Here is a 23,300-nt window from a genome sequence, read left to right as displayed (position 1 = left end):
TTAAACGGTAAGTTCCAAACGATTACCATCCGGATCGAGTACACAGCTCTCATAATAGCCATCGCCTGTTCTTCTTGGGCCATCTAAGCGCTCATAGCCGTCTTCGACCAAGTGTTGAGTCAGTTGATCGACCGCCTGTTCCGAACCTAATGATATCGCCATGTGAATGAAGCCTGTGAACTGGTCATAGATGTCGTCTTTCGATTCAGGGACAGAGTCCATTTCCATAATCTCTAAACGACTTCCCGTATCAAACGAGAGGAAGTATGAAGAAAACCCTTTAGTTGGGTTGTGATATTTTGAGTTCAATGTCGCGCCGAAATAATCTTCATAAAATCGCTTCAGTACTTCGAGTTGTTTGGTCCAAATTGCGATGTGTTCAATCTTCATTTTGTTTGCCTAAGTTTGATGTCTAACGCTAGATTACTCATCAAATAAGGAACAATAAACAGAACGAAATTCATCGAAATTGTTCCTGATTAACGGGCTCGATTTTATGTCCATAACTGCACAGTATTGGCATCTATGTTTGTGTAATAGTTATCTTTCCTCCATAGTCAGGTTTTACACAATCTGAGATTCAAACTGTGAGCTTTTTAAAACTGATACTACTTGCGGCTATATGGGGAGGCTCGTTTCTTTTCATGAGAATGGCCGCCAATCCATTAGGGCCCGCAGTCTTAATTGAAGCGCGAGTTCTGTTTGCAGCACTTACTCTGCTTTTAGTTTCTTTCTATTTAAAAAAGAAGCTCTCTTTTCATGATCACGCAAAACACTTCTTCATTCTCGGCCTGTTTAACACCACACTTCCTTTTTTGCTTTTCGCTTATGCCGCGCAGACACTTAACGCCTCGACACTCGCCATCTTGAACTCTACCGCGCCAATATGGGCAGCAATCATTGGTGCAATATGGACCAAAACAGCACTCGAGGCGAAAGTTCTATTGGGACTTGGGATTGGGGTAACAGGAGTTGGCGTGTTAGTCGGTTGGGATGCGATGAACATTGGCCGTGAGGCTATGCTTCCTATCTTTGCAGCAGTGATGGCGGCCTTTAGCTACGGAATAGCGTCAAACTATACCAAACAAGCCCCTAAAGTTGAGGCATTCAACAATGCTCATGGCAGCATGTGGGCTGCGGTATTGCTGGTTTTGCCGTTTGTATTCTTTATTCCGATGAGAGAAACACCCGACGTTACGATCACTACATCGGTTGTCTTATTAGGCGCGGTATGTACTGGGTTAGCGTATCTACTTTACTTCAATCTCGTCTCTGAACTCGGCGCACCTTCAGCCCTGTCCGTGACCTTCATCATTCCGGTATTTGGTATTCTATGGGGTAACTTATTCTTAGATGAAGCAATTGGCATCAATACGATTGTTGGTTCAATTCTGGTTATCACCGGCACCATGTTGGTGACAGGAATGACGCCTTCTAAGATGATAGAGAGCGCCAAACAGAAACGAGCAGCAAGAGCGGCTCGTTAATCAGCCATATATTGCTGAATCTTGTTTCTCAGCCACTGATGAGCAGGGTTCAAATCGGTTCTTTTATGCCAAATCATGTATTGCTGCATCGGTAAGATTTCAAACGGCTGATCAAGGACTTGAAGCTGGAAGGATTCGGAAAATTGATTGGCAAAATCACGCGATGTACTGCCGACACAATCTGAGCCCGATACCAGCACACACATGGTCATCAGCGAGTCACACTCGGCACTCACTTTTCTCTGTTTCAGTGGCGACTTGGTAAAATAATCTGCCGTGTATAAACGGGTTCGACGCATTCTAAAAGTAACATGCTTTTCGTTGTAATATTGCTCTTGCGTCACAGAGCCATTGATTCTCGGGTGCCCCTTTCGAGCTATCAGCACCAACTCATCTTCAATCATCGGCTGCTTCATGTAGCCGTTAACTTGCGGGTAATGGATATCAATCGCTAAATCAGCTTGTTGCATGCTCAAGCCTTGCAATAATTCTTCTTCGTTGTTCGGCACCATATTGAATTCAATCGAGATATTGCCCAACGTCTCATCTTGCTCGACGAGAGGTTGAAGCTTGGTTAATCCAATCTCATTCACCAGGATACGAAACACATGATGCTGCTGATTATCAAATGTCTTTATAGTGCTTACTGCGCTGCTTATCCCTTCTAGAGCAGGCTCTACTCGGTCTGCCAATTGCACCGCAGCGTTAGTCGGAATAATCCCACGCCCTTCACGAATAAACAGGTCGGTATCAAGCTGAGATTGCAATCGCTTCAATGCCCCGCTAACCCCAGGCTGAGTCATACCAAGCGATTCTGATGCAAGCGTGATCGACTTTAATCGATACACTTCCAAAAATACGCTCAGTAAATTTAGATCTAACTTTTCAACATCACTCACGGTCACTCTCCATGTTTAGTTGCACTCGCATTGGGTATGCGACAAGCTTTGCGCTTCAATCTGCTACTTTTAAGCATACAACACATAACAGTTCGTGATGTATTAAATAAAGCTTACTTTATTTTTTGCTATATGTCTTATTCCTATAATCGCCTCAACGAAACAAAATTCTGAAATGAAGAGGCTCTTATGACGACTTCACGCACGTTCAAAAATGCATCACTGTTCCTAGCTATCTCGCTCGTATTCCCTGCAGTTGCAGCTAACCATGACCACGCACACTTCAGCGAAATTGGCGACCAAGGTGGCAAAAGCGCAACCGAGATGACGACTAAGGCAAACCAAGAGTTCGCAAAAACACTTAACTTTGCCGACACTCGCGCTTTCGACAATAACAACAAGGGCCTTATTGCTAGCTTCGACCAAGAGACGGGCGACATCATTCGCAATAGCTTTAACTTTATCGACCCAAGTGTGACGAATGCAGACCAAGCACCAGATTCAGTAAACCCTTCACTGTGGCGCCAAGCGGTATTGAACCAAGCAGCAGAAGGCTTATATGAAGTTGTTCCGGGTAAAGTTTACCAAGTTCGAGGCGCGGATTTAGCGTCTATCTCTTTCATTCGTAGTGACAACGGTTGGATCGCTTATGACGTACTTCTTACCAAAGAAGCGGCCGCTAAATCTCTAAAATTCTTCAAAAACAATGTGCCTGATGGCGGCGAACTGCCAGTCGTAGCAATGATTTACTCTCACTCGCACGCTGATCACTTTGGTGGCGCAAGAGCAATCAAAGACGCATACCCAGATGTAAAAGTGTACGGTTCGAAAAACATTACTAAAGAGATCGTCGACGAAAACGTATTGGCGGGTAATGCAATGTCTCGTCGTACCGCTTATCAGTATGGTGCAACCCTGAACCGACACGAGCACGGTATTGTTGATGCTGCACTGTCGAAAGGCCTATCAACCGGTAGCATTACTTACGTACTGCCAGACTACGAGCTGAACCATAACGAAGAGATTGAAACTCTGGTTATTGACGGCCTAGAAATGCAATTCATGGATGCTTCAGGTACCGAAGCGGCCTCTGAAATGGTGACGTATATTCCAAGCATGAAAGCACTTTGGACTGGCGAACTGACCTACCAAGGCATGCACAACCTGTACACGCTGCGTGGCGCTAAAGTACGTGACGGCTTGAAATGGTCTAAGAAGATCAACGAGATGTTAATCACTTGGGGTGAAGAAACAGAGGTGTTGTTTGCGTCTCACTCATCGCCAATCTGGGGCGAACAAGAGATCTCTGATTACCTAAAAATGCAGCGTGACGCTTACGGTTTTACTCATAACCAAACGCTTCGCTTAGCCAATAACGGTGTGGTTCTACAAGACATCGGGGACGAGATTTACAAGGTCATGCCAGACAGCATTCAACAGTCTTGGCACACCAACGGTTACCACGGTACTTACTCTCACAACGCCCGCGCTGTGTACAACATGTATCTTGGTTACTTCGACATGAACCCAGCTAACCTAAATCCACTACCAATCAAGCCAGAGTCAGTGAAGTTTGTTGAATACATGGGCGGCAGCGACGCTGTGATTGAAAAAGCGCAGCAAGACTTCCAAGAAGGTGAATATCGCTTCGTTGCAACAGCACTGAATAAGGTGATTCAAGCAGAACCAGAGAACAAAGTTGCACGTGGCTTATTGGCAGATACGTACGAGCAATTGGGTTATCAATCAGAAGGTGCAGGTTGGAGAAACATCTACCTAACCGGCGCTCAAGAGCTTCGTATTGGCACACAACCGGGCGCACCAAAAACTGCATCTCCGGATGTATTGGCTAACATGACTATTGAGAACTTGTTGGATTACTTAGCCGTAAAAGTGGATTCGCTAAAGGCACAAGAAACACCATTTACGTTGAATATTCAGCTGCCTGATGTGCAAGAGTTCTACTACGTTGAGATGTCTAACGGTAACCTGAACAACATTCAAGTGAACGAGCTGCAAGACGCCGATACAACACTGATCATCAATAAGTCTGACGTGTCTGACATCGTGCTTAAGAAAACAAGCCTTGGAAAACTGTTAGAAGACGGACAAGCAGGCGTGAAAGGTGATAAGACATCACTTAACAAACTGCTGTCTTCATTGACAGAAGCTGACACCTCTTTTGAGATTGTACCGCGTCCAAAAAAAGGCGAAGAAGTTGATGCAGAGCTATACCAAGATTCAGCGGTACACGCTCATTAAACGCCGGAAACACTAAGTAAAAACAACAGCAGTTAGCTAGAAAAAACGTTCTATAAAGAACATAAAACAAGCCCCTACCTTTTGGTCGGGGCTTTCTTATTTGTTCTCAATAAGTGCTTCTTGAACGCTACTGCGTTTGCTCTATTACTGAGACTGAGAGCTTAATAAAACTGATAATTTGTTGAAGCTGATAGATTACTGAGTTTGCCCGTTTACGTCGCAATCCCAATAAGAAGGTGAACCATAATATTGAACAAAGTAATCGATAAATACGCGCACCTTTGGTGCAAGTAACTGAGCACTCGGGTATACCGCCCAGATAGCCGCCTCATCCTTTAAAGGGTAATCCGGCAACACCTCAACCAGCGAACCTTCCGCGAGCTGCTTGTATGCTATCCAACTCGCGCACATGGCAATGCCCAAGCCATCGACACATACATCCCTTACCGCTTCACCGTGATCGACGCGGATAGCACCTAGGCTCTCTTCGAGTTTTCCGATATGAATACTGGCTACCGGAGGTGACAACCCAAGCTCTTGTCCTGCTTGACCTATATTGTGCGTAGGTAGACGCGAGTCGCACAAACAATTTTAGATGTTCAATGTTCATCAATAATGGCTAGCCTGCGCTGAGTACACGCTGCTTATTGGCCGCAGCGGCACGGGGAATAATGTGAGTTTTAATATAGGCATTAAGCTTAAACCATGCAAAAGCGCCCGCTAAAACATTGGCGACGGTCGCAGCAATAACCGCATTGACCATGTCTCCGGTTATCGAGCCGATCCATAAAGCGGGAATGTAGAAAACAAACAAGCGTAGGAAAGAGACATTCAAAGCTTTACGCGGCACACCCAAGGCATTAAAGACCGACGCAACCAACATGCAAAGCCCAAGCGGCCCATAGCTGAACGGTATAAATAACAAGGTCACTTCAAACCAGCTGCGTATGCTTTGTTCTTCCGAGATAACAGGAATAATCCAGCCACTAAACAGCGCCAACAATGTTGCCATCACGGTGTGGAAAACCAATAAGAACTTCGCTGTTGTATTCAATAGCTCAGGGATTTTGCATCGCTGCTGCGCCCCTAGGTAACGACCAATCATAGGCGGGATAGACATCGTCAGAGCAAGAGAAAACACCAGCATAAAACTTTCAACACGGGCGAGTAAGCTCCAAAAAGCCATCTCATCGGTTCCGATTCTCGCAATCAATAACATTGAGAAGAACGCGCTGACCGCAGGTAATATCTGATTCGCGGTGGTTGGCATTACCGTCTTGAATAACTCAAAACTGTAGCCTTTGATTTGCTTACGGCACGCGCCATTGAAGCCAAACCAACCTTTGCCACGAGACTTGATTAGCATGTAGATTGCGCCGAAAGCGTAGCCAATGCTCGATGCGATCGCCGCCCCTGCAATACCCATGTCCAATCCAAAGATCAGAATAGGGTCGAGAATCAGGTTAATCACGCTGGCAGCCAAGAACATGCTGCCGGTTGTTTTGGTATCGCCATTGGCTCGATAAACGCAGGTGGCCAGATAAAGCACCGCCACCATCAATGCACTGAATAGCCACAACGGCCAGTACACATTAAAAATCAACAGCATGGATTGGTATTGAGCGTCAGAGACATCATTCACAAACGACGCAAAAACAGAATCGCTAAAAACAATCAGCCCTATGCAGATCAAAGCAATCACCAAGACACCGAACCCGACAGATAGTGAGGCAATTGAGGTGGATTTACGTTGTTCTTTTGCCCCTACCGCTTGAGAAATAATGGACGTTGCCGCGACACCGATTCCCACTTGAACACCGGTAAACGCCGCTTGGAATGGCAAGGTGATACCGTGAACCGCCAACTCATTCACCCCTAGCTGACCAATAAAGATCGAATCGACCAATTGCACCATCATGATCGCAAACACACCCAGCGTCAGTGGCAGCGTTTTCTCAATAATGGTTTTCAAAGTCGCGGATCTCATCTGCATAAGTCGGTTCACTCTTGTCTGTACCTTGGGGCTAATTACCTAGTTGAGCAGTATACTAAGCTAAATGAAAAGGATAAGAGCGCCAGACAAGGAATGAGTTTTTAGATTTCGTTGACAATCGAATTAGCAAGATACCTTCAACGTTAAAGTATCCATCTAAGACACTGAATAAATTGAAATTATCAAACGCGCCAACACTCTTAATAATTCGTTAATAGTGTTTCGTTTAATGGTTAATTGTTGGTTCGAACATTCCTCGCTAGCCTGAATTTAGGTCGCATTCACACTGAATAGGCTGAAATGAAATCTCTCAGAAGGAATATGGAAATGGTATATCAAGGTTATACAACGTTTAAAGCTCAAGCCGAGGATGGAATTCTTACCGTCACTTTTGACTTCGGTACTGTGAATGTTCAAGGGCAAGAGACTTTGATGCTGACGAAGCCGAAGCACTCAAAGCGGAAGCTTATTGGTTGTATCAAGCTACGAGCAAAACCCCTGCGGTTAAGCGCTTCCAAATTGCCGATGAGCAAGGCCTAGAGCACGATATGGAAAACCAACGTAACTGGGAAACTCTGGTTATGAACGTTCAAGACATCAAATAACTCGGTCACTTCTCTTAATTTGGGTCAGTCACAAACTGACCCATTGTCTTACTTAATCGTTAAACGCCAACGGTTAACCACCAAGTGTTAAAATGGTCATTATTTGCCCCATAGACTCACATTTGAGTCTTCAGCTTGTGAGCCAAATGCAACTATGTGTCATTAATCTTTGTTATAACGTTGTTCAAACTATTTTTTGAAGGACGGAATATGCAAAAAATAATTCTGATCACAGGTGCCACGGATGGCATTGGTTTAGAGACCGCAAAAGCACTAACGCAGCAAGGGCACCATGTTCTAATTCATGGCCGCAACCCAGCTAAGGTCAATAAAGTCGTGACCGCTCTGTCTCGCCTGTCTAAGAATGCAATCATCGAAAGCTACATCGCAGACCTATCGACGCTCTCTGAAGTTGAGGCGCTCGCAACCCAAATCAAAAGCGATCACAAACGACTCGATATACTCATTAACAACGCAGGTGTGTATAAAGTGTCGGACATCACCACTCCAGACAATCTTGATGTGCGTTTTGTCGTAAACACCATTGCGCCGTATCTACTGACACAAAAGCTGCTTCCTCTTTTTGATGCGACAGGTCGTATCGTCAACCTATCTTCAGCAGCCCAAGCACCCGTAGATCTAGATGCATTAATCAGTCCGAATGCGGGCGAACTTGATGGTCCGGTTTACGCGCAAAGTAAGCTCGCGCTAACGATGTGGTCCATCGAATTAGCCAATACTCTTTTAGACAAAGGCACCGCAATTATCCCTGTAAACCCAGCTTCTTTCCTTGGTAGTAAATTAGTGAAAGATGCTTATGGCGTTGATGGCAACGACCTTGCGATTGGAGCCGATATTCTTTGTCGTGCTGCGCTCAGTGATGAGTTTGCCAACGCTTCTGGTCAATATTTTGATAATGATTCTGGGTTGTTCAAAGACCCGCACGCCGACGCATTAGACAACACTAAGAACCACAAGCTGGTGACAGTGCTTAATCAATTACTCGAAGAAAAGCTGTGCGTTACGCACTGATCATTCATTAGTAAAAAACGACCACTAACACTCCCCCCCACCACCACACACACAATCCAAGCCGCAGTTCTATCTATACAGACAAAGAACTGCGCGCTCTTTCGATTATTAAGATTTCTTTAATACTGATTCCCCGCTTTGCCCAATTATCACCCAAGATGCAGATTGCTAAACTTGCCCCCGTCGAAACAACACAGGCTACGGCCGAGGAGCATTTATGCGTTTTGAAGGTAAAGTTTATCGTCCTTGGATGGAAGCAGAGAGCGTACTCATCCAGACAACATTGGGGTGCAGTAATAACCAGTGTACCTTCTGCACGATGTTTGATGATAAGCGTTTCAAAGTAAGAGACATCAAAGACATCTTTGAAGATATTGACGCGGCGAGAAAGATCTACTCGCATGTAGAGTCTATCTTTTTAGTCGATGGTAACGTGATGGCGATTAGAACCGAGATGCTGATTTCGATTCTGGATTACATCAAGATCACCTTCCCAGAGATCAAGAACATTTCTCTATATTCAGGGTTCAATGACTTCCGTCGTAAGAGCTTGTCTGAACTGAAAGAGATTAAGTCGGCAGGTTTAAGCATGGCCTATTCAGGCTTGGAGTCAGGTGACCCAATTGTGCTTGAACGCATTCAAAAGCGCATGACGCGTGAGCATGCGATTGAAGGCATGAACCTAGCCCGTGAAGCAGACATCAAGGTGCTGGCTTCATTTATCTTTGGCCTTGGCGGCAAAGAGCGTTCTGTCGAGCATGCGATTAATACCACCAGCTTGCTGAACATCATGCAGCCAGATGCGATTGCACCGATGGCTTTAGCCGTTCAACCGGGATCGGTGCTGGAAAAAGGAGTAAACCGTGGCGAGTTTGTTTTACCAACGCCATTGCAGATTCTGGAAGAAGAAAAATACTTGCTCGAAAATCTAGAAGATTTCGATTGCTACTACTGGGGCGACCACGGCAATAACATCTCACCAATGCGTGGCATGTTGCCTCAGGCTCGTAAGCCGTTTCTTGATAAGATTAATCAAGACATCGCTCACAACCCAATCACTAAGCAAAACGTCATTAAAACCTTTGCTTGGTAACGAGTAACCTCTACATCGTTTGAAGCAGCCACAAAAAGGGCCAGTATCAGCTGGCCCTTTCATTTTCTACTTATGTCGCTCTCTATCGAACTACCTGGAGCCGACCGCTCGGACTAATTCTGCGATTCCATCCCAATCACCCTTGTCCATTTTGTCTGTCGGTACCATCCAAGTTCCACCGCAGGCAACGACTGATTTCAGTGCTAAGTAAGACTCAACGTTCGCTGGGCTTACACCGCCTGTAGGCATAAAGTTAACCGGGTAAACAGCCGTCAACGCTTTCAACATTGCGACACCGCCAGATGGCTCGGCAGGGAAGAACTTTAGTGTCTTAAGCCCCATTTCCATTGCTTGTTCAACCAAGCTTGGGTTACTCACTCCAGGAACAATCGTAACCCCTCTTTGCTGACAGTATTTGACTGTGGTTGGATTCAAACCTGGGCTGACAATGAAATCAACACCCGCATTAATGGCAGTATCCACCTGCTCTGTAGTCAGCACAGTACCTGCGCCAATCAGTAACTCAGGGTAAGCTTCACGCATCAAACGAATCGACTCTGCTGCCGCTTCTGTACGAAATGTCACTTCAGCACAAGGCAAGCCATTTTCAACCAGTACTTTCGCAAGCGGCACAGCCTGAGCAACGTCATTAATGGCGATCACCGGAACGATGCGAATATCTCTGAGTCGCTGTTCAATTGTTTTCATTGTTCATTTCTCTCATTATCAAACAGACAAATTAAGCCAAGTCGCTGCCGTTGCTTGCGATCACTTTTTTGTACCAGTGGAATGACTTTTTAGGAATACGATTTAACGTACCATTGCCTAGGTTGTCTCTGTCCACGTAGATAAACCCATAGCGCTTGCTCATCTCTCCGGTCGACGCCGCAACAAGATCGATACAACCCCAAGGTGTGTAACCCATCAATGGTACACCGTCTTCCATTGCTTCATGCATCGCAACAATGTGCTGACGAAGGTAATCAATGCGGTAATCATCGTTCACTTCTCCATTGTCATCCAAGGTATCACGAGCACCTAAGCCATTTTCTACCAAGAAAAGTGGTTTCTGGTAACGGTCATAGAGTGTGTTCATCGTAATTCGAAGACCTGTAGGGTCAATGACCCAGCCCCAATCACTTGCTGGAAGATGAGGGTTTTTGATGGACTTAACGACGTTCGCTGCACTCGTATTTCCTGCATTCATATCAGCGGAAGCACAGCGTGAAGCGTAATAACTGAAAGAAATGAAATCGACGGTGTTCTTTAGAATCTCGAAATCTTCATCTTGTGTTTCAAGCACCACACCTTTGTTATCAAACACTTTTTGAGCATAAGATGGGTAGTAACCACGCGATTGAACATCGATAAAGAACAGGTTCTCGCGGTCTTTTTCCATAGCCATCAGCACATCTTCTGGCTTACATGAATATGGATAGAAGTTACCGCCCGCCAGCATACAACCCACTTGGTTTTGCTCATCAACTTCATGGGCAATCTTGGTTACCAAAGCGCTTGCTACTAGCTCATGGTGAGCTGCTTGGTACTTCACTTGATCGTGATTTTCGCCTTCCTGAAACAACAATCCAGCACCAGAAAACGGGCTCGCTAGTAAAATATTGATTTCGTTGAAAGTTAACCAGTATTTCACCAAGCCTTTGTAGTTTTCGAAACAGGTTCTCGCGTAACGGCTAAAGAACTCAATCATCTTACGATTACGCCACGAACCATACTCGTTGACCAAGTGCATAGGCACATCGAAATGGCACAAGGTAACGAGCGGCTCAATACCGTATTTCTTACACTCTTCAAAAACATCACGGTAAAAATCTAAGCCAGCTTGGTTCGGCTCTAGCTCTAGCTCGTCACCTTTTGGAAAGATTCGGCTCCAAGCGATGGATACGCGGAAGACTTTAAATCCCATCTCTGCCAGCAAGGCGATGTCTTCTTTGTAACGGTGATAAAAGTCTATCGCGTTATGGCTTGGGTAGAACTCGTCTTCGCTGAGCGTCACCTTATCAACCTGACCAAGCTTAATTGGCATGCGGTTCTCACCATAAGGGATCATATCTACGGTTGTTAGGCCTTTACCACCCGCTAAGTGAGCGCCTTCAGACTGGTTTGCAGCAATAGCGCCGCCCCATAAGAAATCTTCGGGAAATTGAATGTTTGACATCGAATACCTCGGAAACAATAAAAGTCACCTTACGCGGAAGTAAGGTGACTGAATAAATTAATCAACTCTAATTAAGACGCGGACACTACTGTCGGCTTGTCTTCTGCCTTACCAGCTTCTTTGTTTGCTGACTCTGAAGTTGCTTTCTCATCGGCATCATCTTCTGGAACATCTTCAAAGCCTAAAACTAGGGTTAGAACAAATGACAGAACAATAGACAATGCGATCAGACCGAACACCCAAACGATACTCATTGGGTCATTCACATCGAAGAACTGAACACTCGTAAACAAGCTTGGTGCTGCCATCGAGTGACTCGCAAGGCCACCCATGCCCGCTAATGCACCTACGATAAAACCAGTAATCATTGTTGCGATAAGTGGACGTTTCAGACGAACAAGCACGCCGTACAATGCAGGCTCAGAGATACCGGCGAAGATAGCTGAAGCACCTGCGGCTAATGATGTCTGCTTTAGTGCGCTGTTTTTGGTTTTGTAAGCAACAGCCAGACACGCACCACCCATACCGAGGTTGGCACCGATTTCTGAAGGCATAACCATACCTTCACGACCCGTCTCAGCAATGGTTTGAATAATCGTTGGAGTAAATACACGGTGCATACCAGTAAGAACTAGTAGAGGCCACAGTGCGCCCATGATAGCAACCGACAACCAACCTAATGTGTCATGAATTGTGTAAACAAGCGCTGAAAGTGCAGTACCAACCCAAATACCAAATGGACCGATAAGTACGATAGCAACCGGAGCTGCAATCAATACGATAAGCATAGGTTTCAGGAAGTTTTTAGTCACAGCAGGGGTAATGCTATCTACCCAACGTTCTATGTAAGAAAGAGCCCAAGTCATCACAAGTACAGGAATAACCGTGTAGGTGTATTTCACTGACGTGATTGGGATACCGAAGAAATCAACGTGCTTGCCTTCTGCTGCTTGCGCCATCAATTCCATAAAGTTCGGGTGGATTAAGACACCGGCAATCGCAATGGAAAGAGACATATTGGTCTTGAATTTGATCGATGCGGAAGCGGCAACCATAACCGGTAGGAAGAAGAAGGCGCCATCGCCAATCGCTTTCAAGATAATCAAGGTAGGTGCATTTGGCTCAACCCAGCCCAGCATCTCAAGTACCATGGCGAGCAGTTTGACCATTGAAGCGCCAATGATTGCTGGGATAAGAGGCGACATGGTACCAACCAGTGCGTCCAACATTTTCGCACCAATTGACTTAGCCGTTAGCTTCTCTTTTTTAGCAGGAACCTCTGACTCAGATACAGTGGATAGCTCACAAAGCGCCATCACTTCTTTGTATGCATACGATACCTCGTTACCAATGATAACTTGTACTTTGTCTCCATTATCAACAACACCCATCACACCTTTCAGTGCTTTTAGCTTGTTAATATCGACGCCATCTTGGCTGTGTAAAACGAATCGTAGTCGAGTCATACAGTGTGTTAGGGCAGCCACATTTGTCTTGCCCCCAAGATGCTCAACAACAGATTTCGCAATTGCGCGGTAATCGTTGGCCATTTTATCCCCCAAAGATCTCTTTCCAGTGATTTTTAAACGCGAATATAGTGAGATGTGACTAATTTTCCGTCAGTAGGATGCAAAAACAATCACAATTGTTGTGAATTGTTGTTTTGTGTCCTTCATCACACTTCCTTAAGTTACCGGTAACATGTTACCGGTAACGCTTATAAGATAAAGCCATATTTACAAGCGATGTTCAAAATTGAGATCACGCGCAAATTTGTTAAGAGGATTGAGTTATGGCTGGTAGTAGTGTCATCGTCATGGGTGTCAGTGCTTGTGGGAAAAGCACGATAGGCGAGCAGTTGGCAAAAAAACTTGGGCGTAAGTTCATTGATGGTGACGACCTTCATCCTCGAGCAAACATTCAAAAAATGGCGTCAGGCCAACCTCTTAATGATGATGATCGCATTCCATGGCTGGAACGCGTTCGTGATGCAGCGTACAGCCTAGAAAGTAAAAATGAGCACGGCATTATTGTGTGTTCTGCGTTGAAGAAGAAGTACCGCGACCAAATTCGCGAAGGGAACAAAAACCTCACCTTTCTCTTTTTAGATGGCAACATTGACCTGATCTTGCATCGAATGCGTCAGCGCCAAGGCCACTTCATGAAAGAGAACATGATTAAAAGCCAGTTCGAAACATTAGAAAGACCCGATCACGAGCCAGATACGGTTGTCATCAGCATTGATGGCGATATTGATGACGTTGTGGACTGTGCTGCGATTGTGCTTTCAATGACTGATGAGGCAGAAACAGCATGACCCTTCCAACCATCCAAGCGGTGACTCAACGATTAATTGAACGAAGCAAAGAGACTCATGAAGCGTTTCTAAACCGAACCCAACACCAAGCCTCTGCTGGCAAAGGTGGTAAAGGGCTTTCTTGCGGCAACTTGGCTCATGCTGTCGCAGCTTCTTGCTCCGATGAGAAACGCTCGATTCTTGATCTCACTAAATCCAATGTGGCGTTAATCAGCTCTTACAACGATATGTTAAGCGCTCACCAGCCGTATCAACACTATCCAGATCAGATCAAAAAGGCGTTAGCTAAGTTCGGCCACACCTCTCAAGTAGCAGGCTGTGTTCCTGCGATGTGCGACGGGGTAACTCAAGGGCAACCAGGCATGGATATGTCTTTGTTTTCAAGGGACTTGATTGCTCAATCGACCGCTCTTTCACTGAGTCACAACGTGTTTGATTCAACCCTATTACTTGGTATTTGCGACAAGATAGCTCCAGGACAACTGATGGGCGCGCTCTCTTTTGCACATCTACCCACCGCTTTTGTTCCGGCGGGCTTGATGGCAACGGGCATCAGCAATGATGAGAAAGTACATATTCGCCAAGAATACGCGGCTGGTAAGGTAGGAAAAAGTGCCTTACTGGATATGGAGTGCAACGCTTATCACTCAGCGGGCACCTGCACTTTTTACGGCACAGCCAATACCAATCAGCTGGTATTTGAAGCGATGGGGCTGATGCTTCCGGGCTCAGCGTTTATTCATCCTGACTCTAAATTGCGCGCATCACTCACTCAGCATGCCGCCATTGAAATTGCTTCAATGACACCACAAGCCGCAAACTTCCGCCCGCTTTCTGAAGTCTTTACCGCTAAAAGCTTAATCAATGGCATTGTTGCCCTACTCGCATCAGGTGGCAGCACTAACCACAGCATTCACATGGTCGCAGTAGCACGCGCAGCAGGATTTATTCTGACTTGGCAAGACATCAGCGATCTATCCGATGTGGTGCCTTTACTTGCTCGAGTTTATCCCAACGGCCCAGCAGATATGAATGCGTTCCAAGCGGCAGGAGGAGTTCCCGCGCTGTTACGCCGTTTAGATCAAGCCAACTTACTGCACCGAGATGTCACACCTACCTTTGGCTCGTTTGAAGATCAAATGAGTATTCCAGAACTTGAAAATGGAAAGCTAACGTGGAAAAAGTGCAAACAGTCGGCAGATGCAGAGGTAATTGCAGGCCAAGAACAGGTATTCCAAAGCACAGGCGGAACGCGAGTCCTTTCAGGGAACCTTGGCAACGCAGTGATTAAAGTGTCAGCGGTTGCAGAAGAGCGACGTGTAATAGAAGCACCTGCGGTAGTTTTTGATTGCCAACATAAGGTAGAAGCTGCGTATCAACGAGGTGAGCTCAACAAAGATTGCATTGTTGTGGTGATAAATAATGGACCAGCTGCGAACGGTATGCCTGAACTGCATAAGCTCATGCCGATTCTAGGTAATGTTCAGAAACAAGGGTTTAAAGTGGCTCTGGTTACTGATGGGCGCCTTTCTGGAGCCTCAGGAAAGATCCCATCCGCGATTCATGTCTCACCAGAGGCTATTCGAGGAGGAACTATTGGGCTTGTTTGCGAAGGCGATATCCTGCGCTTAGATTGCGCGAGTGGCGAACTCAATAACCTCAACGACATGCAATCTCGCCAAGCGAAGGTATTTGAGGCAGACGCCAACCAGCAAACCATGGGGCGCAACCTATTTAGCGTGATGCGCCAAAGCGTTTCGAGTGCAGAACAAGGGGCGAGTTTTATCGTCTAGCTGTGTCATTACTTAAATGTAAAAGCAAAAGGGGCATCATTTCGATGCCCCTTTCAGTTTCCACCATACTTGGTTAAACGCTTTCGCCATCAGTGATGCGATAGCCCATATCCACTACCGTTTCCGTAACTGGCTCACCTTTCAATCGGGCAAGCAGTAGCTCGGCACTTTTCTTACCTATTTCATAACGTGGCGTATCCACGCTAGTCAGTTTTGGGCGTATGGTTTGACCAATATCTAACGCGTTATAGCCCACCACAGATAGCTGTTGCGGCACTTGGATTCCACGTTGCTGGGCAATGAGCAAGGTACCTATCGCGATGTCATCATTGGTGCAGAACACGCCATCTAGATCTGGGTAATCCGCAAGAGCGCGATCAAGCAGATCTTCAGCCAAAGAGAAGTTAGAGTGCTGTTCAGTCAACACGTGTTTAGGCTCTAATCCAGCCTCATACATCGCTTTGTCATAGCCTTGCAAACGCAACTTGGTTCGCGCATCCAATCGAGCGCCAAAGTAAGCAATAGAGCGTTTACCAGCTTCAATCATTCGCTTCACGACATGGTAAGAAGCATCAATATGGTCCAAGCCAACAACCATATCGATCGGATTGGTTGGGAGTTCCATCGTTTCAACAACAGAAACACCTGAATTCTTGATCATCTGTAACGTGCGGGGGGTGTGGTGGCTTTCCGTCAATATCAACCCATCAACTTGATACGAAAGCAGCGAAGCAATCTTTTCCTCTTCTTCCACAGCATCATAGCTAAAGTGAGCAAGCAACGTCTCGTAGCCATTCTCTTTAGTAACCGTTTCGATACCTTGAACAAACGCGGCAAAGATTTGGTTTGATAACGAAGGGAGCAAGATACCGATCGCTTTACTCGACGATTTAGAGAGCATAGCTGGCGCTTTGTTTTCGATGTATCCCATCTCTTCAATAACCGCTGCAATTTTAACGCGAGTTTTGGCTGCGACTGAATCGGGATTGCGCATGTAACGAGAGACGGTCATCTTTGTGACCCCCACTTTGTCTGCAACATCTTGAAGTGTGGTTCGAGTTTTCTTCTGCTGTTCTGTCATAACTATTTGAACTCTTTATTATGTTACAAGTAACATTATAAAGTTCTCACCGCCTTAAGTTCAACCCATCCGACAAATTAGCATGGCGTTAACGAAAGGTTGGTATCACGCATGCTTGATGAAAGCTTGGCTTAACTGCTGAAAGAGTGAGTCTACGTTGGGTAGAGTTGTCAGATGTGCGGACAACGGAGTATGAACTTGCGCGTCCACCACGGTTGGATTGCCACAAACTTGATTATAAAAATTTACGGGTGCAACGATGTTCTCTAGGTCGACATCCAACAAGATACAAGCTTGCGAAAGTACGATTTGGCCGCCCCCTTGTTTAAGCAAAACACGCTGCGCCGTGCCCACTATTTTTTGTTTATTGATATTGAGGTTGTAGTCACCATCACAATAAGAACCGGGAGTCGCGTGTACATCCACATCGATGCCCAGTTCTTTAAAAAACAGGGTTAAGACATTGCACAGATGTAGATACGCTTTTTGGATGTTGTAGGCTTCATCACGAGGCCAATGGTAAATGTGCGATAAGTTAATGATCCCCGGCAGTTGGGGAACGGGAGCGCCGCCTGTTTTACGTGAGGTGAGTTGCCAACCTTGTGCCGCGAGTTGTTTTCTAGACTCTACGGTCACAGGCCACTTTTTACCTGCGGGCAAAACAAGTGTCGGCGCTTTTGCTTGCCACAACATTAAGGCTTGCCCAATCTCACCCGCCTGAATTTGCTGCAATAATTCAGCTTCTTTTTCAAACGCACGATCAACATCAATGTGCGGGTAACGTACGAGTTTATTGGTTAACTTCAATGCACTTTCCTCTACAGATTGTGGTGACCTATCATTTAACGTTCTGCAATGGTTGATGAGATATGGGACTATGTGCGATGAAACATAGCACCAAAAGTTAGTTATTGGCGCCATAGTAGCTTGTCAGTTGCCCATCTCAAAGGTGAGTGCTAACATTTGTACACACACCAATAAAGGAATACATCATGGACACTAGAATTCAATTTCGTGTTGATGAAGAAACAAAACGCCTAGCTCAACAGATGGCTGAGAGCCAAGGTCGCACACTGAGTGGTGCTTGCCGTGAGCTTACTGAGCAACTCGCTGAGCAACAAAGACAGACATTATCTCACGATGCATGGCTAACTGAACAAGTAAACCTAGCATTTGAGAAGTTTGACTCAGGAGAATCCGTTTTCGTTGAACACCAAACTGCTAAATCTCGAATGGAAGAACGCAAAGCCAGAATACGTAATCGAGGTAAGCAATGATTTTATGGGAAGAAGAATCACTCAATGATCGTGAAAGGATCTTTGAGTTTATCTATGACTTCACCCCTGATGCGGCAGAAAACGCTGACAACCTCATTGAAACAAAAGTAGAAAACTTGCTTGAGCAGCCTCTAATGGGTGTACAGAGAGACGGCATTCGTGGGCAATTACTTATAATTCCTGAGATTTCAATGATCGTCTCCTATTGGATCGAAGGCGACATTATCCGAATTATGCGCGTACTCCACCAGAAACAAAAGTTCCCAATGGATTGATTACTTCCTCTGGGCAACTAGCCCAATTAAGGGGTGAACAACGCCTCCACCCAAACCTAAAGCATTGTGCCATAAACACTTAACTTGAAGTAGGAGCAAAAGTGCCAAGCGTTGTGAATCCCTCTTAAATTGCTTGTTATAACACAATTGCTACACGTCACTTTCCGTTAGTATCTGACGACAATTTCGTACTGTAAGGACGCGAATTTCATGGCTGAGGCTATATATGATTCGATAGTGACCAAACAAGATTTCGCGGTAATTGGTATGAGGTAGCTCAGGAACCATTCGTCCCATGTCAGGCATACTTGAGAGAAGGTCTGTTTTATCGAAGACCTCATTAACCCAGTTTTCTGCCGCCACTGGATTATCCAGTGAAATAAACTCGGCTGCATCACCTAACTTTTGTAATGCTAGTGGTGACCAGACTACTTTCATTTCTTAATGCGCCCCAGCACTTGAGCACGAGCGTCTTCATTGGAAACACCTAAACCTGAAGCTAATTGTGCTTCAGCAGTACGCATTTCTTCCAGTAACTCGATCTTCTCTTGCATTGCTTCATATTCTGCAACATCAAGGACAACCGCAACACCCTTACCACGTTGTGTGATAACTAGTGGTCTGCGAGTTTCGTTAATCTGTTTAATAAATGACGTCACGCCAGCACGAAATTCAGACAAAGGCTGAATATCTTGATCAAAATGGATGCGGCTCATGTTGAACTCCCTATGGTACAATTTAATGTACAAATAATAGTTCAAATAGCAATTTTGAGCAATAGCCTGATTTTGTGTTACGCCGCAATAACACGTTTACTACGACATTGACCAAACTGAATTTTACAGCCTTAACCACTGAAACTAAAGACAAACCCAGAATGGCGAATGTAGTAAATCGTGTTGATTACTTTGTTATGCCATGTATTTTGAAAACCCCCCAAAGTAAGGTTTCAGTGCTCTTTTCACATCTGCCACTAAACCACTTTTTGCCATTCTAATGACAAACTCTGGCAATTCATCATTCTTTAAGCCTACTTTTTGGGCTATTTGCTTAGGTAGTGACTTTCTATTATAAATTTTCAAGAGTAATTTATAATCTGATGTCGATATTATCTGTTCAAATAACGATTCATTTTGCTTATAAATAAACGGAACATCTATTGATGAAGTTAAACCAACCAGAGCTGTTTCTAAGCCATCAATACCCTTTGCTTTATCATCAAACAAGTTCAAACGAAACTTTATTTCACTTACTGTTCTTAACGAAATCTGATTTTCTAGCTCAGATTTCAAGCGTGATATGATAAATGTACGAATCTCTGAAAAGTCATCCTCTTTATTTCGTACTAAACGCTCACTTATTATTGCCAATATTTCTTCTGTACAAAATAAATTTTCCACTTCTGCAACTTTTAGAGTATAAACACCGTACTCTTCTAAAGAAGCAATTTCATCGTCAACCCTTCTGTCACGGTCGATGATGCCATAAGCTGATAAATGGTGGAGTTGCTGACTGTTTCTTAAAGCCTTAGTCGACTCTATAACTTGAGAGCACGAACCTCTTGGTATGACTAAATAGTCATCTAATAACATTCGATATAATGTCGTATCATGACTACCCGTTTCTCCTTCAACAAATACAATAGGTTTTCTACTTCCAAGAATCTCGATCAATAATTCTTCAGGTAAATTATCTATTTCTTGTACTATATCCCAGTCCCAGGTATTTCCATCATATGATTTTAGCCAAACTTTTTTAGCATCTTTAAAAGATGCAGCAAAATCAACATCATGTGTTAGATATACAAACAAACAATCAGGCCTTTGCCGCTCAATTTCAGCCCACAATGGCGCTTGTACCGATTTATGTAAATGTAATTCTGGCTCATCAATAACAATAATGCCATCAGTAGGGGCCGATAAACATTGCCCAATCAAATAAAAAATGACTCGTTCTCCATCACTCATTTCCGATGAGTTATAAACTGATGCTGCATCATTCTTCACTTTAGTCTGAATTCTTAAACCACCTAGGACTAGTTCTCTATGAGGTAAAATTTTCTCCCATACTTCTTTAACTCTATCCAATTTAGTAGTCGGAGGTGCTACTCGTTCATTCGATAACCTTGACTCAGCAAGATACTTAGCGCTTTCCTCAGTATGATCTGAGAACAAGTAGACCATTAGTTTTTGAAAGTCATTTAGCATTGTATTTGCAGGTTTTCTTTGCCAACGGTTAGAATGTTTATAAGACGAAGGACTAGATTGATTAATCGCATCTGGATAACCAAATAAAAGGTCGGAAACAGCTTCATCAATAGAACGCGGAGTTGTACTATCTGGCATAGCTAATGATTTTTGAGCTGATATACGATGTACTTTTTCTTTTTGTGGGGAATTAAATTCAACCCATGTTCCTAATCGAGTTTTCCCTGAACCATTGGCACCAATAAATAGTAGACTATTCAACGTTTCTATTTCAGATAAACCATTCACATTATTAGGCAAACTTAATGTGAATTTATTGTTTTTTCCCATTTCAAACTTCACCTTTGTAGTTGAAAATTTTAGTGTGGCATAACGCCTTGCTAAGGTGTGAGTAACGCAATATAAGAGTTACCGCACAGCGCCTTAACCACAAAAGCCACCGCACAGTAAAAATGCCACGCGTTACGAATCGCTCTTAAGCAATTTGTTAGGGCTTAATTCCGTATTACTTACAAGCAATTTGCCATCGATTAAAAATACATCTATTTCATCTTGTTCCATTAGATGAGCTAAAATATTAAAGCCATCTAGTTTCGCTTCTAACAAACCAGATACTTTGTTTTCTATTCGATCAACAAAGCCAATATGCTCCACTAATTGATCATTTAGTTCTTTGCGATCATAACCAGACAAACTCAAATCTTCTTCAATTTTTCTTTTTTGATCTTCCGTAAATCTATGAAATGCATTAAGGCGATATTCCATGATTTTTTCTAGTTCAGTCTGAACCCGACTTATGAAGTCTTTATGCCTTTGAATATTGCTATCTGAATAATTACCACTTAGAACTATTTCGCAAATTCTCCCAGCTACCAAACGTTCAAAAACTGAAAATACAGGGTGAGCTAAAACTTTACTCTCGAAGAACTGATCCGGATAAAACCGCTGACCATTATGCATTGTGTAATAATAGCGGAATCCCGTAGAATACTCTCGTGGCTCTGACTCAATAAGGTCATTAAATCCCTGTCTTTGAGAAATATACATCTCATAACAATCGTCATTATTTTTTACTATGCGAGATAAGTATACATCTCGCATTGACCTGTCTAGTGCTATGTCAGGAATACTTTTAAAACTATCTACTATAGTTTCTGAAATCCTTTCAAACCGTGCCTGCTCCTCAATAATCTGGTGATTTCTAATATCAACACATAAGTGAGAAATATAAGACAAATTATTTTGAATAGAGCCATAAAGGCTAATACCTAACAAAGTCGGCATTAGATCTGATTGGTTATCTAGTTCTACCTTTTCTAGCCCTGCAACATCACTGATTTTCCCTTTCTCAATACATGTAGATGTAAGCAACCCTTTCAACTCCCCACTATTAATTGTCATTAATTCTCTGGAAGAGTTTTTCTTAAAGACAACTTTATAAAAGCATTCCCCCTCTTCAACTACAGACGAACGCCCTAGCTTTTGACTAAAAGCAGATACGAATGATGAATCTGACACCAAAGTAGGATTGGGTATTAACTCCTTGAGCTGGGGGTTATTTTCAAAAATAACTTGAATACTTTTTGGTAAATCTGACATGTATATTCCTTTTATTATCCGGAGAGCCCTAACGAATGACATGGATTCCCCATACCGAGGATCTGCCACACTTATGTGGTACTTAAATGCATCGGAGGCACCATGTCTGATTATTCTTATTTCTGCGGTATCGACCTAGCTAAAAACCACTTCAGTCTTCATGCCGTAGACCAAAATGGTAAGGTCATACTTCATAAATCGGTAACTCGCTCTAAACTACTGACTACAATAGCAAATATGCCACTCATGCGTATAGGCGTTGAAGCGTGTGGTGGTGCACATTATTGGGCAAGAACACTCAATAAACTTGGGCACGACGCCCGTATCATGGCCGTTAAATACGTGGTTCCTTATCGAACTAAAGGGAAGAACGACCTTAATGATGCAGTCGCTATCTGCGAAGCTGTTCAGCGTCCATCAACTCGCTTTGTACCCGTAAAATCCCCCGAGCAACAAGCCATCTTATCGGTACATAGAATGAGAGAGCATTGGGTTCGTGAACGCACCGCGCTTATGAATCGCATGCGCGCCCTACTTTCTGAGTTCGGGTTGATCATTCCCGTTGGTCGCTCTTCATTGATGAAACACGTTCCCTTAATGCTTGAAGATGCAGAAAATGAACTGCCACATCTCGCAAGAACGGTGATTGCCGATGCTTATCACCACCTTGGAGAGTTGAATCAACGTATCGCCGATACTGAACAAGTCTTCGACTCTTTTGCTAAGGTCAGCGCTAATGTTCAACGAGTGATGAAAGTTCGAGGTATTGGGCCGCAAACCGCTACTGCGATACTTGCTTCGATAGGCAATGGTTCTCAATTTGATAAAAGCCGTGATTTCTCTGCTTGGCTAGGACTCGTACCAAAGCAATATTCCACAGGAGGAAAACCTCGCTTAGGCCGAATAACCAAACACGGTGATAAATACTTACGAACACTATTAGTTCATGGCGCAAGGACCGTGATTGCCAACCTTGGCGACAAGCAAGATAAGTTAAGTCAGTGGTGTCGCGGCGTTCTAGAACGAAGAGGAATGAACCGAGCAATAGTGGCACTGGCCGCGAAGAACGCACGAATTATATGGTCGCTTTTACACAATCAAACCGAATATGAAAACTATGCTGCTTAAGTAGAAACCTAAGCAGCATAGAGAGTTAAACCCACCGGGTCATTGCAGACGCTAATGATGGAGATAGGTTAAGACC

22 protein-coding genes and 1 pseudogene are annotated in these 23,300 nt (G+C 44.2%); 10 read left to right on the top strand and 13 right to left on the bottom strand.

Annotation, left to right across the window (positions count from 1 at the left end):
* Positions 1 to 390, bottom strand: coding sequence for a VOC family protein (locus tag AB6D93_RS16105; RefSeq protein ID WP_017064032.1), 390 nt, complete (start codon positions 388 to 390; stop codon positions 1 to 3).
* Positions 391 to 587: 197 nt separating this feature from the next.
* Between AB6D93_RS16105 and AB6D93_RS16100 the strand changes: the two genes are divergently transcribed.
* Positions 588 to 1,487: a DMT family transporter gene (locus AB6D93_RS16100; RefSeq protein ID WP_017059463.1), complete on the top strand. Its 900-nt coding sequence runs from the start codon at positions 588 to 590 to the stop codon at positions 1,485 to 1,487.
* On the opposite strand, the gene AB6D93_RS16095 is transcribed toward AB6D93_RS16100, so the two are convergent.
* The gene (locus AB6D93_RS16095) at positions 1,484 to 2,386 is read right to left on the bottom strand and encodes a LysR family transcriptional regulator (RefSeq protein WP_102332354.1); all 903 of its coding nucleotides are present in this window, start codon (positions 2,384 to 2,386) and stop codon (positions 1,484 to 1,486) included. The two genes, AB6D93_RS16100 and AB6D93_RS16095, sit on opposite strands and share 4 nt — an antisense overlap.
* A 189-nt stretch (positions 2,387 to 2,575) precedes the next feature.
* Here AB6D93_RS16095 and AB6D93_RS16090 point away from each other — a divergent pair, with 189 nt between their 5' ends.
* Entirely contained in the window at positions 2,576 to 4,648 is a 2,073-nt protein-coding gene (locus AB6D93_RS16090) for an alkyl/aryl-sulfatase (protein ID WP_102332353.1), read from the top strand.
* Positions 4,649 to 4,843: 195 nt separating this feature from the next.
* On the opposite strand, the gene AB6D93_RS16085 is transcribed toward AB6D93_RS16090, so the two are convergent.
* Together AB6D93_RS16085 and AB6D93_RS16080 are read right to left on the bottom strand one after the other, a co-directional pair.
* Positions 4,844 to 5,176, bottom strand: a complete 333-nt coding sequence (locus tag AB6D93_RS16085) for a LysR substrate-binding domain-containing protein (protein WP_372050172.1) — start codon at positions 5,174 to 5,176, stop codon at positions 4,844 to 4,846.
* A 91-nt stretch (positions 5,177 to 5,267) separates the two neighbouring features.
* Entirely contained in the window at positions 5,268 to 6,641 is a 1,374-nt protein-coding gene (locus AB6D93_RS16080) for an MATE family efflux transporter (protein ID WP_102332352.1), read from the bottom strand.
* Between the two features lie 446 nt (positions 6,642 to 7,087).
* Between AB6D93_RS16080 and AB6D93_RS16075 the strand changes: the two are divergent.
* The 3 genes and pseudogenes from AB6D93_RS16075 to AB6D93_RS16065 form a co-directional block, all read left to right on the top strand.
* Positions 7,088 to 7,246, top strand: a pseudogene (locus tag AB6D93_RS16075) (enoyl-CoA hydratase/isomerase family protein); the annotation flags it as partial.
* Positions 7,247 to 7,456: 210 nt separating this feature from the next.
* The gene (locus tag AB6D93_RS16070) at positions 7,457 to 8,278 is read left to right on the top strand and encodes an SDR family NAD(P)-dependent oxidoreductase (RefSeq protein ID WP_102320416.1); all 822 of its coding nucleotides are present in this window, start codon (positions 7,457 to 7,459) and stop codon (positions 8,276 to 8,278) included.
* A 217-nt stretch (positions 8,279 to 8,495) separates the two neighbouring features.
* Complete coding sequence (locus tag AB6D93_RS16065; RefSeq protein WP_102332351.1) at positions 8,496 to 9,371, top strand: radical SAM protein; 876 nt, start codon at positions 8,496 to 8,498, stop codon at positions 9,369 to 9,371.
* A 90-nt stretch (positions 9,372 to 9,461) separates the two neighbouring features.
* On the opposite strand, the gene AB6D93_RS16060 is transcribed toward AB6D93_RS16065, so the two are convergent.
* The 3 genes from AB6D93_RS16060 to ascF all read right to left on the bottom strand — a co-directional run bounded on the left by AB6D93_RS16060 (position 9,462) and on the right by ascF (position 13,097).
* On the bottom strand, positions 9,462 to 10,079 hold the full coding sequence (locus tag AB6D93_RS16060) for a bifunctional 4-hydroxy-2-oxoglutarate aldolase/2-dehydro-3-deoxy-phosphogluconate aldolase (protein ID WP_065583747.1): 618 nt from the start codon (positions 10,077 to 10,079) through the stop codon (positions 9,462 to 9,464).
* Between the two features lie 31 nt (positions 10,080 to 10,110).
* Positions 10,111 to 11,547 (bottom strand): 6-phospho-beta-glucosidase, encoded by a 1,437-nt coding sequence (ascB, locus tag AB6D93_RS16055; protein WP_102332350.1) that lies wholly within the window; start codon positions 11,545 to 11,547, stop codon positions 10,111 to 10,113.
* Positions 11,548 to 11,618: 71 nt separating this feature from the next.
* Entirely contained in the window at positions 11,619 to 13,097 is a 1,479-nt protein-coding gene (ascF, locus tag AB6D93_RS16050; RefSeq protein WP_017064040.1) for a PTS cellobiose/arbutin/salicin transporter subunit IIBC, read from the bottom strand.
* Positions 13,098 to 13,339: 242 nt separating this feature from the next.
* On the opposite strand from ascF, the gene AB6D93_RS16045 reads away from it, so the two are divergent.
* Both AB6D93_RS16045 and edd read left to right on the top strand, forming a co-directional pair.
* Positions 13,340 to 13,864 (top strand): gluconokinase, encoded by a 525-nt coding sequence (locus AB6D93_RS16045; RefSeq protein ID WP_017059452.1) that lies wholly within the window; start codon positions 13,340 to 13,342, stop codon positions 13,862 to 13,864.
* The gene (gene edd / locus AB6D93_RS16040) at positions 13,861 to 15,657 is read left to right on the top strand and encodes a phosphogluconate dehydratase (protein WP_102332349.1); all 1,797 of its coding nucleotides are present in this window, start codon (positions 13,861 to 13,863) and stop codon (positions 15,655 to 15,657) included. The genes AB6D93_RS16045 and edd overlap by 4 nt, the downstream gene beginning before the upstream one ends.
* 73 nt (positions 15,658 to 15,730) lie before the next feature.
* Here the strand turns inward: edd and AB6D93_RS16035 are convergent, their stop codons facing one another.
* Together AB6D93_RS16035 and AB6D93_RS16030 are read right to left on the bottom strand one after the other, a co-directional pair.
* A complete protein-coding gene (locus tag AB6D93_RS16035) occupies positions 15,731 to 16,738 on the bottom strand; it encodes a LacI family DNA-binding transcriptional regulator (protein WP_017059450.1) in 1,008 nt (335 codons plus the stop codon).
* Between the two features lie 105 nt (positions 16,739 to 16,843).
* A complete protein-coding gene (locus AB6D93_RS16030; RefSeq protein WP_017059449.1) occupies positions 16,844 to 17,545 on the bottom strand; it encodes a lipoyl protein ligase domain-containing protein in 702 nt (233 codons plus the stop codon).
* Between the two features lie 185 nt (positions 17,546 to 17,730).
* Between AB6D93_RS16030 and AB6D93_RS16025 the strand changes: the two genes are divergently transcribed.
* A complete protein-coding gene (locus tag AB6D93_RS16025; protein ID WP_017059448.1) occupies positions 17,731 to 18,015 on the top strand; it encodes a hypothetical protein in 285 nt (94 codons plus the stop codon).
* The gene (locus AB6D93_RS16020; RefSeq protein ID WP_102332348.1) at positions 18,012 to 18,290 is read left to right on the top strand and encodes a type II toxin-antitoxin system RelE/ParE family toxin; all 279 of its coding nucleotides are present in this window, start codon (positions 18,012 to 18,014) and stop codon (positions 18,288 to 18,290) included. The genes AB6D93_RS16025 and AB6D93_RS16020 overlap by 4 nt, the downstream gene beginning before the upstream one ends.
* Positions 18,291 to 18,440: 150 nt before the next feature.
* Here AB6D93_RS16020 and AB6D93_RS16015 read toward each other — a convergent pair whose 3' ends face one another.
* From AB6D93_RS16015 to AB6D93_RS16000, 4 genes are all read right to left on the bottom strand, one after another.
* Positions 18,441 to 18,728 carry a type II toxin-antitoxin system RelE/ParE family toxin gene (locus AB6D93_RS16015; RefSeq protein WP_017064044.1) on the bottom strand — a complete coding sequence of 96 codons (288 nt, stop codon included), beginning with the start codon at positions 18,726 to 18,728 and terminating at the stop codon, positions 18,441 to 18,443.
* Positions 18,725 to 19,006 carry a type II toxin-antitoxin system Phd/YefM family antitoxin gene (locus AB6D93_RS16010; RefSeq protein ID WP_011080399.1) on the bottom strand — a complete coding sequence of 94 codons (282 nt, stop codon included), beginning with the start codon at positions 19,004 to 19,006 and terminating at the stop codon, positions 18,725 to 18,727. Before AB6D93_RS16010 ends, AB6D93_RS16015 begins: the two co-directional genes overlap by 4 nt.
* 195 nt (positions 19,007 to 19,201) lie before the next feature.
* Positions 19,202 to 20,827, bottom strand: coding sequence for a DUF4435 domain-containing protein (locus AB6D93_RS16005; protein ID WP_102332347.1), 1,626 nt, complete (start codon positions 20,825 to 20,827; stop codon positions 19,202 to 19,204).
* A gap of 132 nt (positions 20,828 to 20,959) precedes the next feature.
* A complete protein-coding gene (locus AB6D93_RS16000; RefSeq protein ID WP_102332346.1) occupies positions 20,960 to 22,096 on the bottom strand; it encodes a hypothetical protein in 1,137 nt (378 codons plus the stop codon).
* A gap of 102 nt (positions 22,097 to 22,198) precedes the next feature.
* Between AB6D93_RS16000 and AB6D93_RS15995 the strand changes: the two genes are divergently transcribed.
* A complete protein-coding gene (locus tag AB6D93_RS15995; protein ID WP_102332345.1) occupies positions 22,199 to 23,224 on the top strand; it encodes an IS110-like element ISVisp6 family transposase in 1,026 nt (341 codons plus the stop codon).
* Positions 23,225 to 23,300 lie beyond the last annotated feature (76 nt).

This window comes from Vibrio sp. 10N.247.310.23, from assembly GCF_041467155.1.
In the GTDB taxonomy this organism is placed as follows: domain Bacteria; phylum Pseudomonadota; class Gammaproteobacteria; order Enterobacterales; family Vibrionaceae; genus Vibrio; species Vibrio crassostreae_C.
Note: the sequence above shows the minus strand (reverse complement) of the source record. Positions and strands in the feature narration are given on the sequence as shown.

What these genes read in the sequence shown, in the direction of transcription:
- AB6D93_RS16010 (WP_011080399.1), bottom strand. Translation starts at nt 19,006, where the DNA reads ATGAGCCGCATCCATTTTGATCAAGATATTCAGCCTTTGTCTGAATTT.
- AB6D93_RS16070 (WP_102320416.1), top strand. Translation starts at nt 7,457, where the DNA reads ATGCAAAAAATAATTCTGATCACAGGTGCCACGGATGGCATTGGTTTA.
- AB6D93_RS16020 (WP_102332348.1), top strand. Translation starts at nt 18,012, where the DNA reads ATGATTTTATGGGAAGAAGAATCACTCAATGATCGTGAAAGGATCTTT.
- AB6D93_RS15995 (WP_102332345.1), top strand. Translation starts at nt 22,199, where the DNA reads ATGTCTGATTATTCTTATTTCTGCGGTATCGACCTAGCTAAAAACCAC.
- AB6D93_RS16090 (WP_102332353.1), top strand. Translation starts at nt 2,576, where the DNA reads ATGACGACTTCACGCACGTTCAAAAATGCATCACTGTTCCTAGCTATC.
- AB6D93_RS16045 (WP_017059452.1), top strand. Translation starts at nt 13,340, where the DNA reads ATGGCTGGTAGTAGTGTCATCGTCATGGGTGTCAGTGCTTGTGGGAAA.
- AB6D93_RS16025 (WP_017059448.1), top strand. Translation starts at nt 17,731, where the DNA reads ATGGACACTAGAATTCAATTTCGTGTTGATGAAGAAACAAAACGCCTA.
- ascB (WP_102332350.1), bottom strand. Translation starts at nt 11,547, where the DNA reads ATGTCAAACATTCAATTTCCCGAAGATTTCTTATGGGGCGGCGCTATT.
- AB6D93_RS16035 (WP_017059450.1), bottom strand. Translation starts at nt 16,738, where the DNA reads ATGACAGAACAGCAGAAGAAAACTCGAACCACACTTCAAGATGTTGCA.
- AB6D93_RS16105 (WP_017064032.1), bottom strand. Translation starts at nt 390, where the DNA reads ATGAAGATTGAACACATCGCAATTTGGACCAAACAACTCGAAGTACTG.
- edd (WP_102332349.1), top strand. Translation starts at nt 13,861, where the DNA reads ATGACCCTTCCAACCATCCAAGCGGTGACTCAACGATTAATTGAACGA.
- AB6D93_RS16080 (WP_102332352.1), bottom strand. Translation starts at nt 6,641, where the DNA reads ATGCAGATGAGATCCGCGACTTTGAAAACCATTATTGAGAAAACGCTG.
- AB6D93_RS16005 (WP_102332347.1), bottom strand. Translation starts at nt 20,827, where the DNA reads ATGGGAAAAAACAATAAATTCACATTAAGTTTGCCTAATAATGTGAAT.
- AB6D93_RS16000 (WP_102332346.1), bottom strand. Translation starts at nt 22,096, where the DNA reads ATGTCAGATTTACCAAAAAGTATTCAAGTTATTTTTGAAAATAACCCC.
- AB6D93_RS16060 (WP_065583747.1), bottom strand. Translation starts at nt 10,079, where the DNA reads ATGAAAACAATTGAACAGCGACTCAGAGATATTCGCATCGTTCCGGTG.
- ascF (WP_017064040.1), bottom strand. Translation starts at nt 13,097, where the DNA reads ATGGCCAACGATTACCGCGCAATTGCGAAATCTGTTGTTGAGCATCTT.
- AB6D93_RS16065 (WP_102332351.1), top strand. Translation starts at nt 8,496, where the DNA reads ATGCGTTTTGAAGGTAAAGTTTATCGTCCTTGGATGGAAGCAGAGAGC.
- AB6D93_RS16015 (WP_017064044.1), bottom strand. Translation starts at nt 18,728, where the DNA reads ATGAAAGTAGTCTGGTCACCACTAGCATTACAAAAGTTAGGTGATGCA.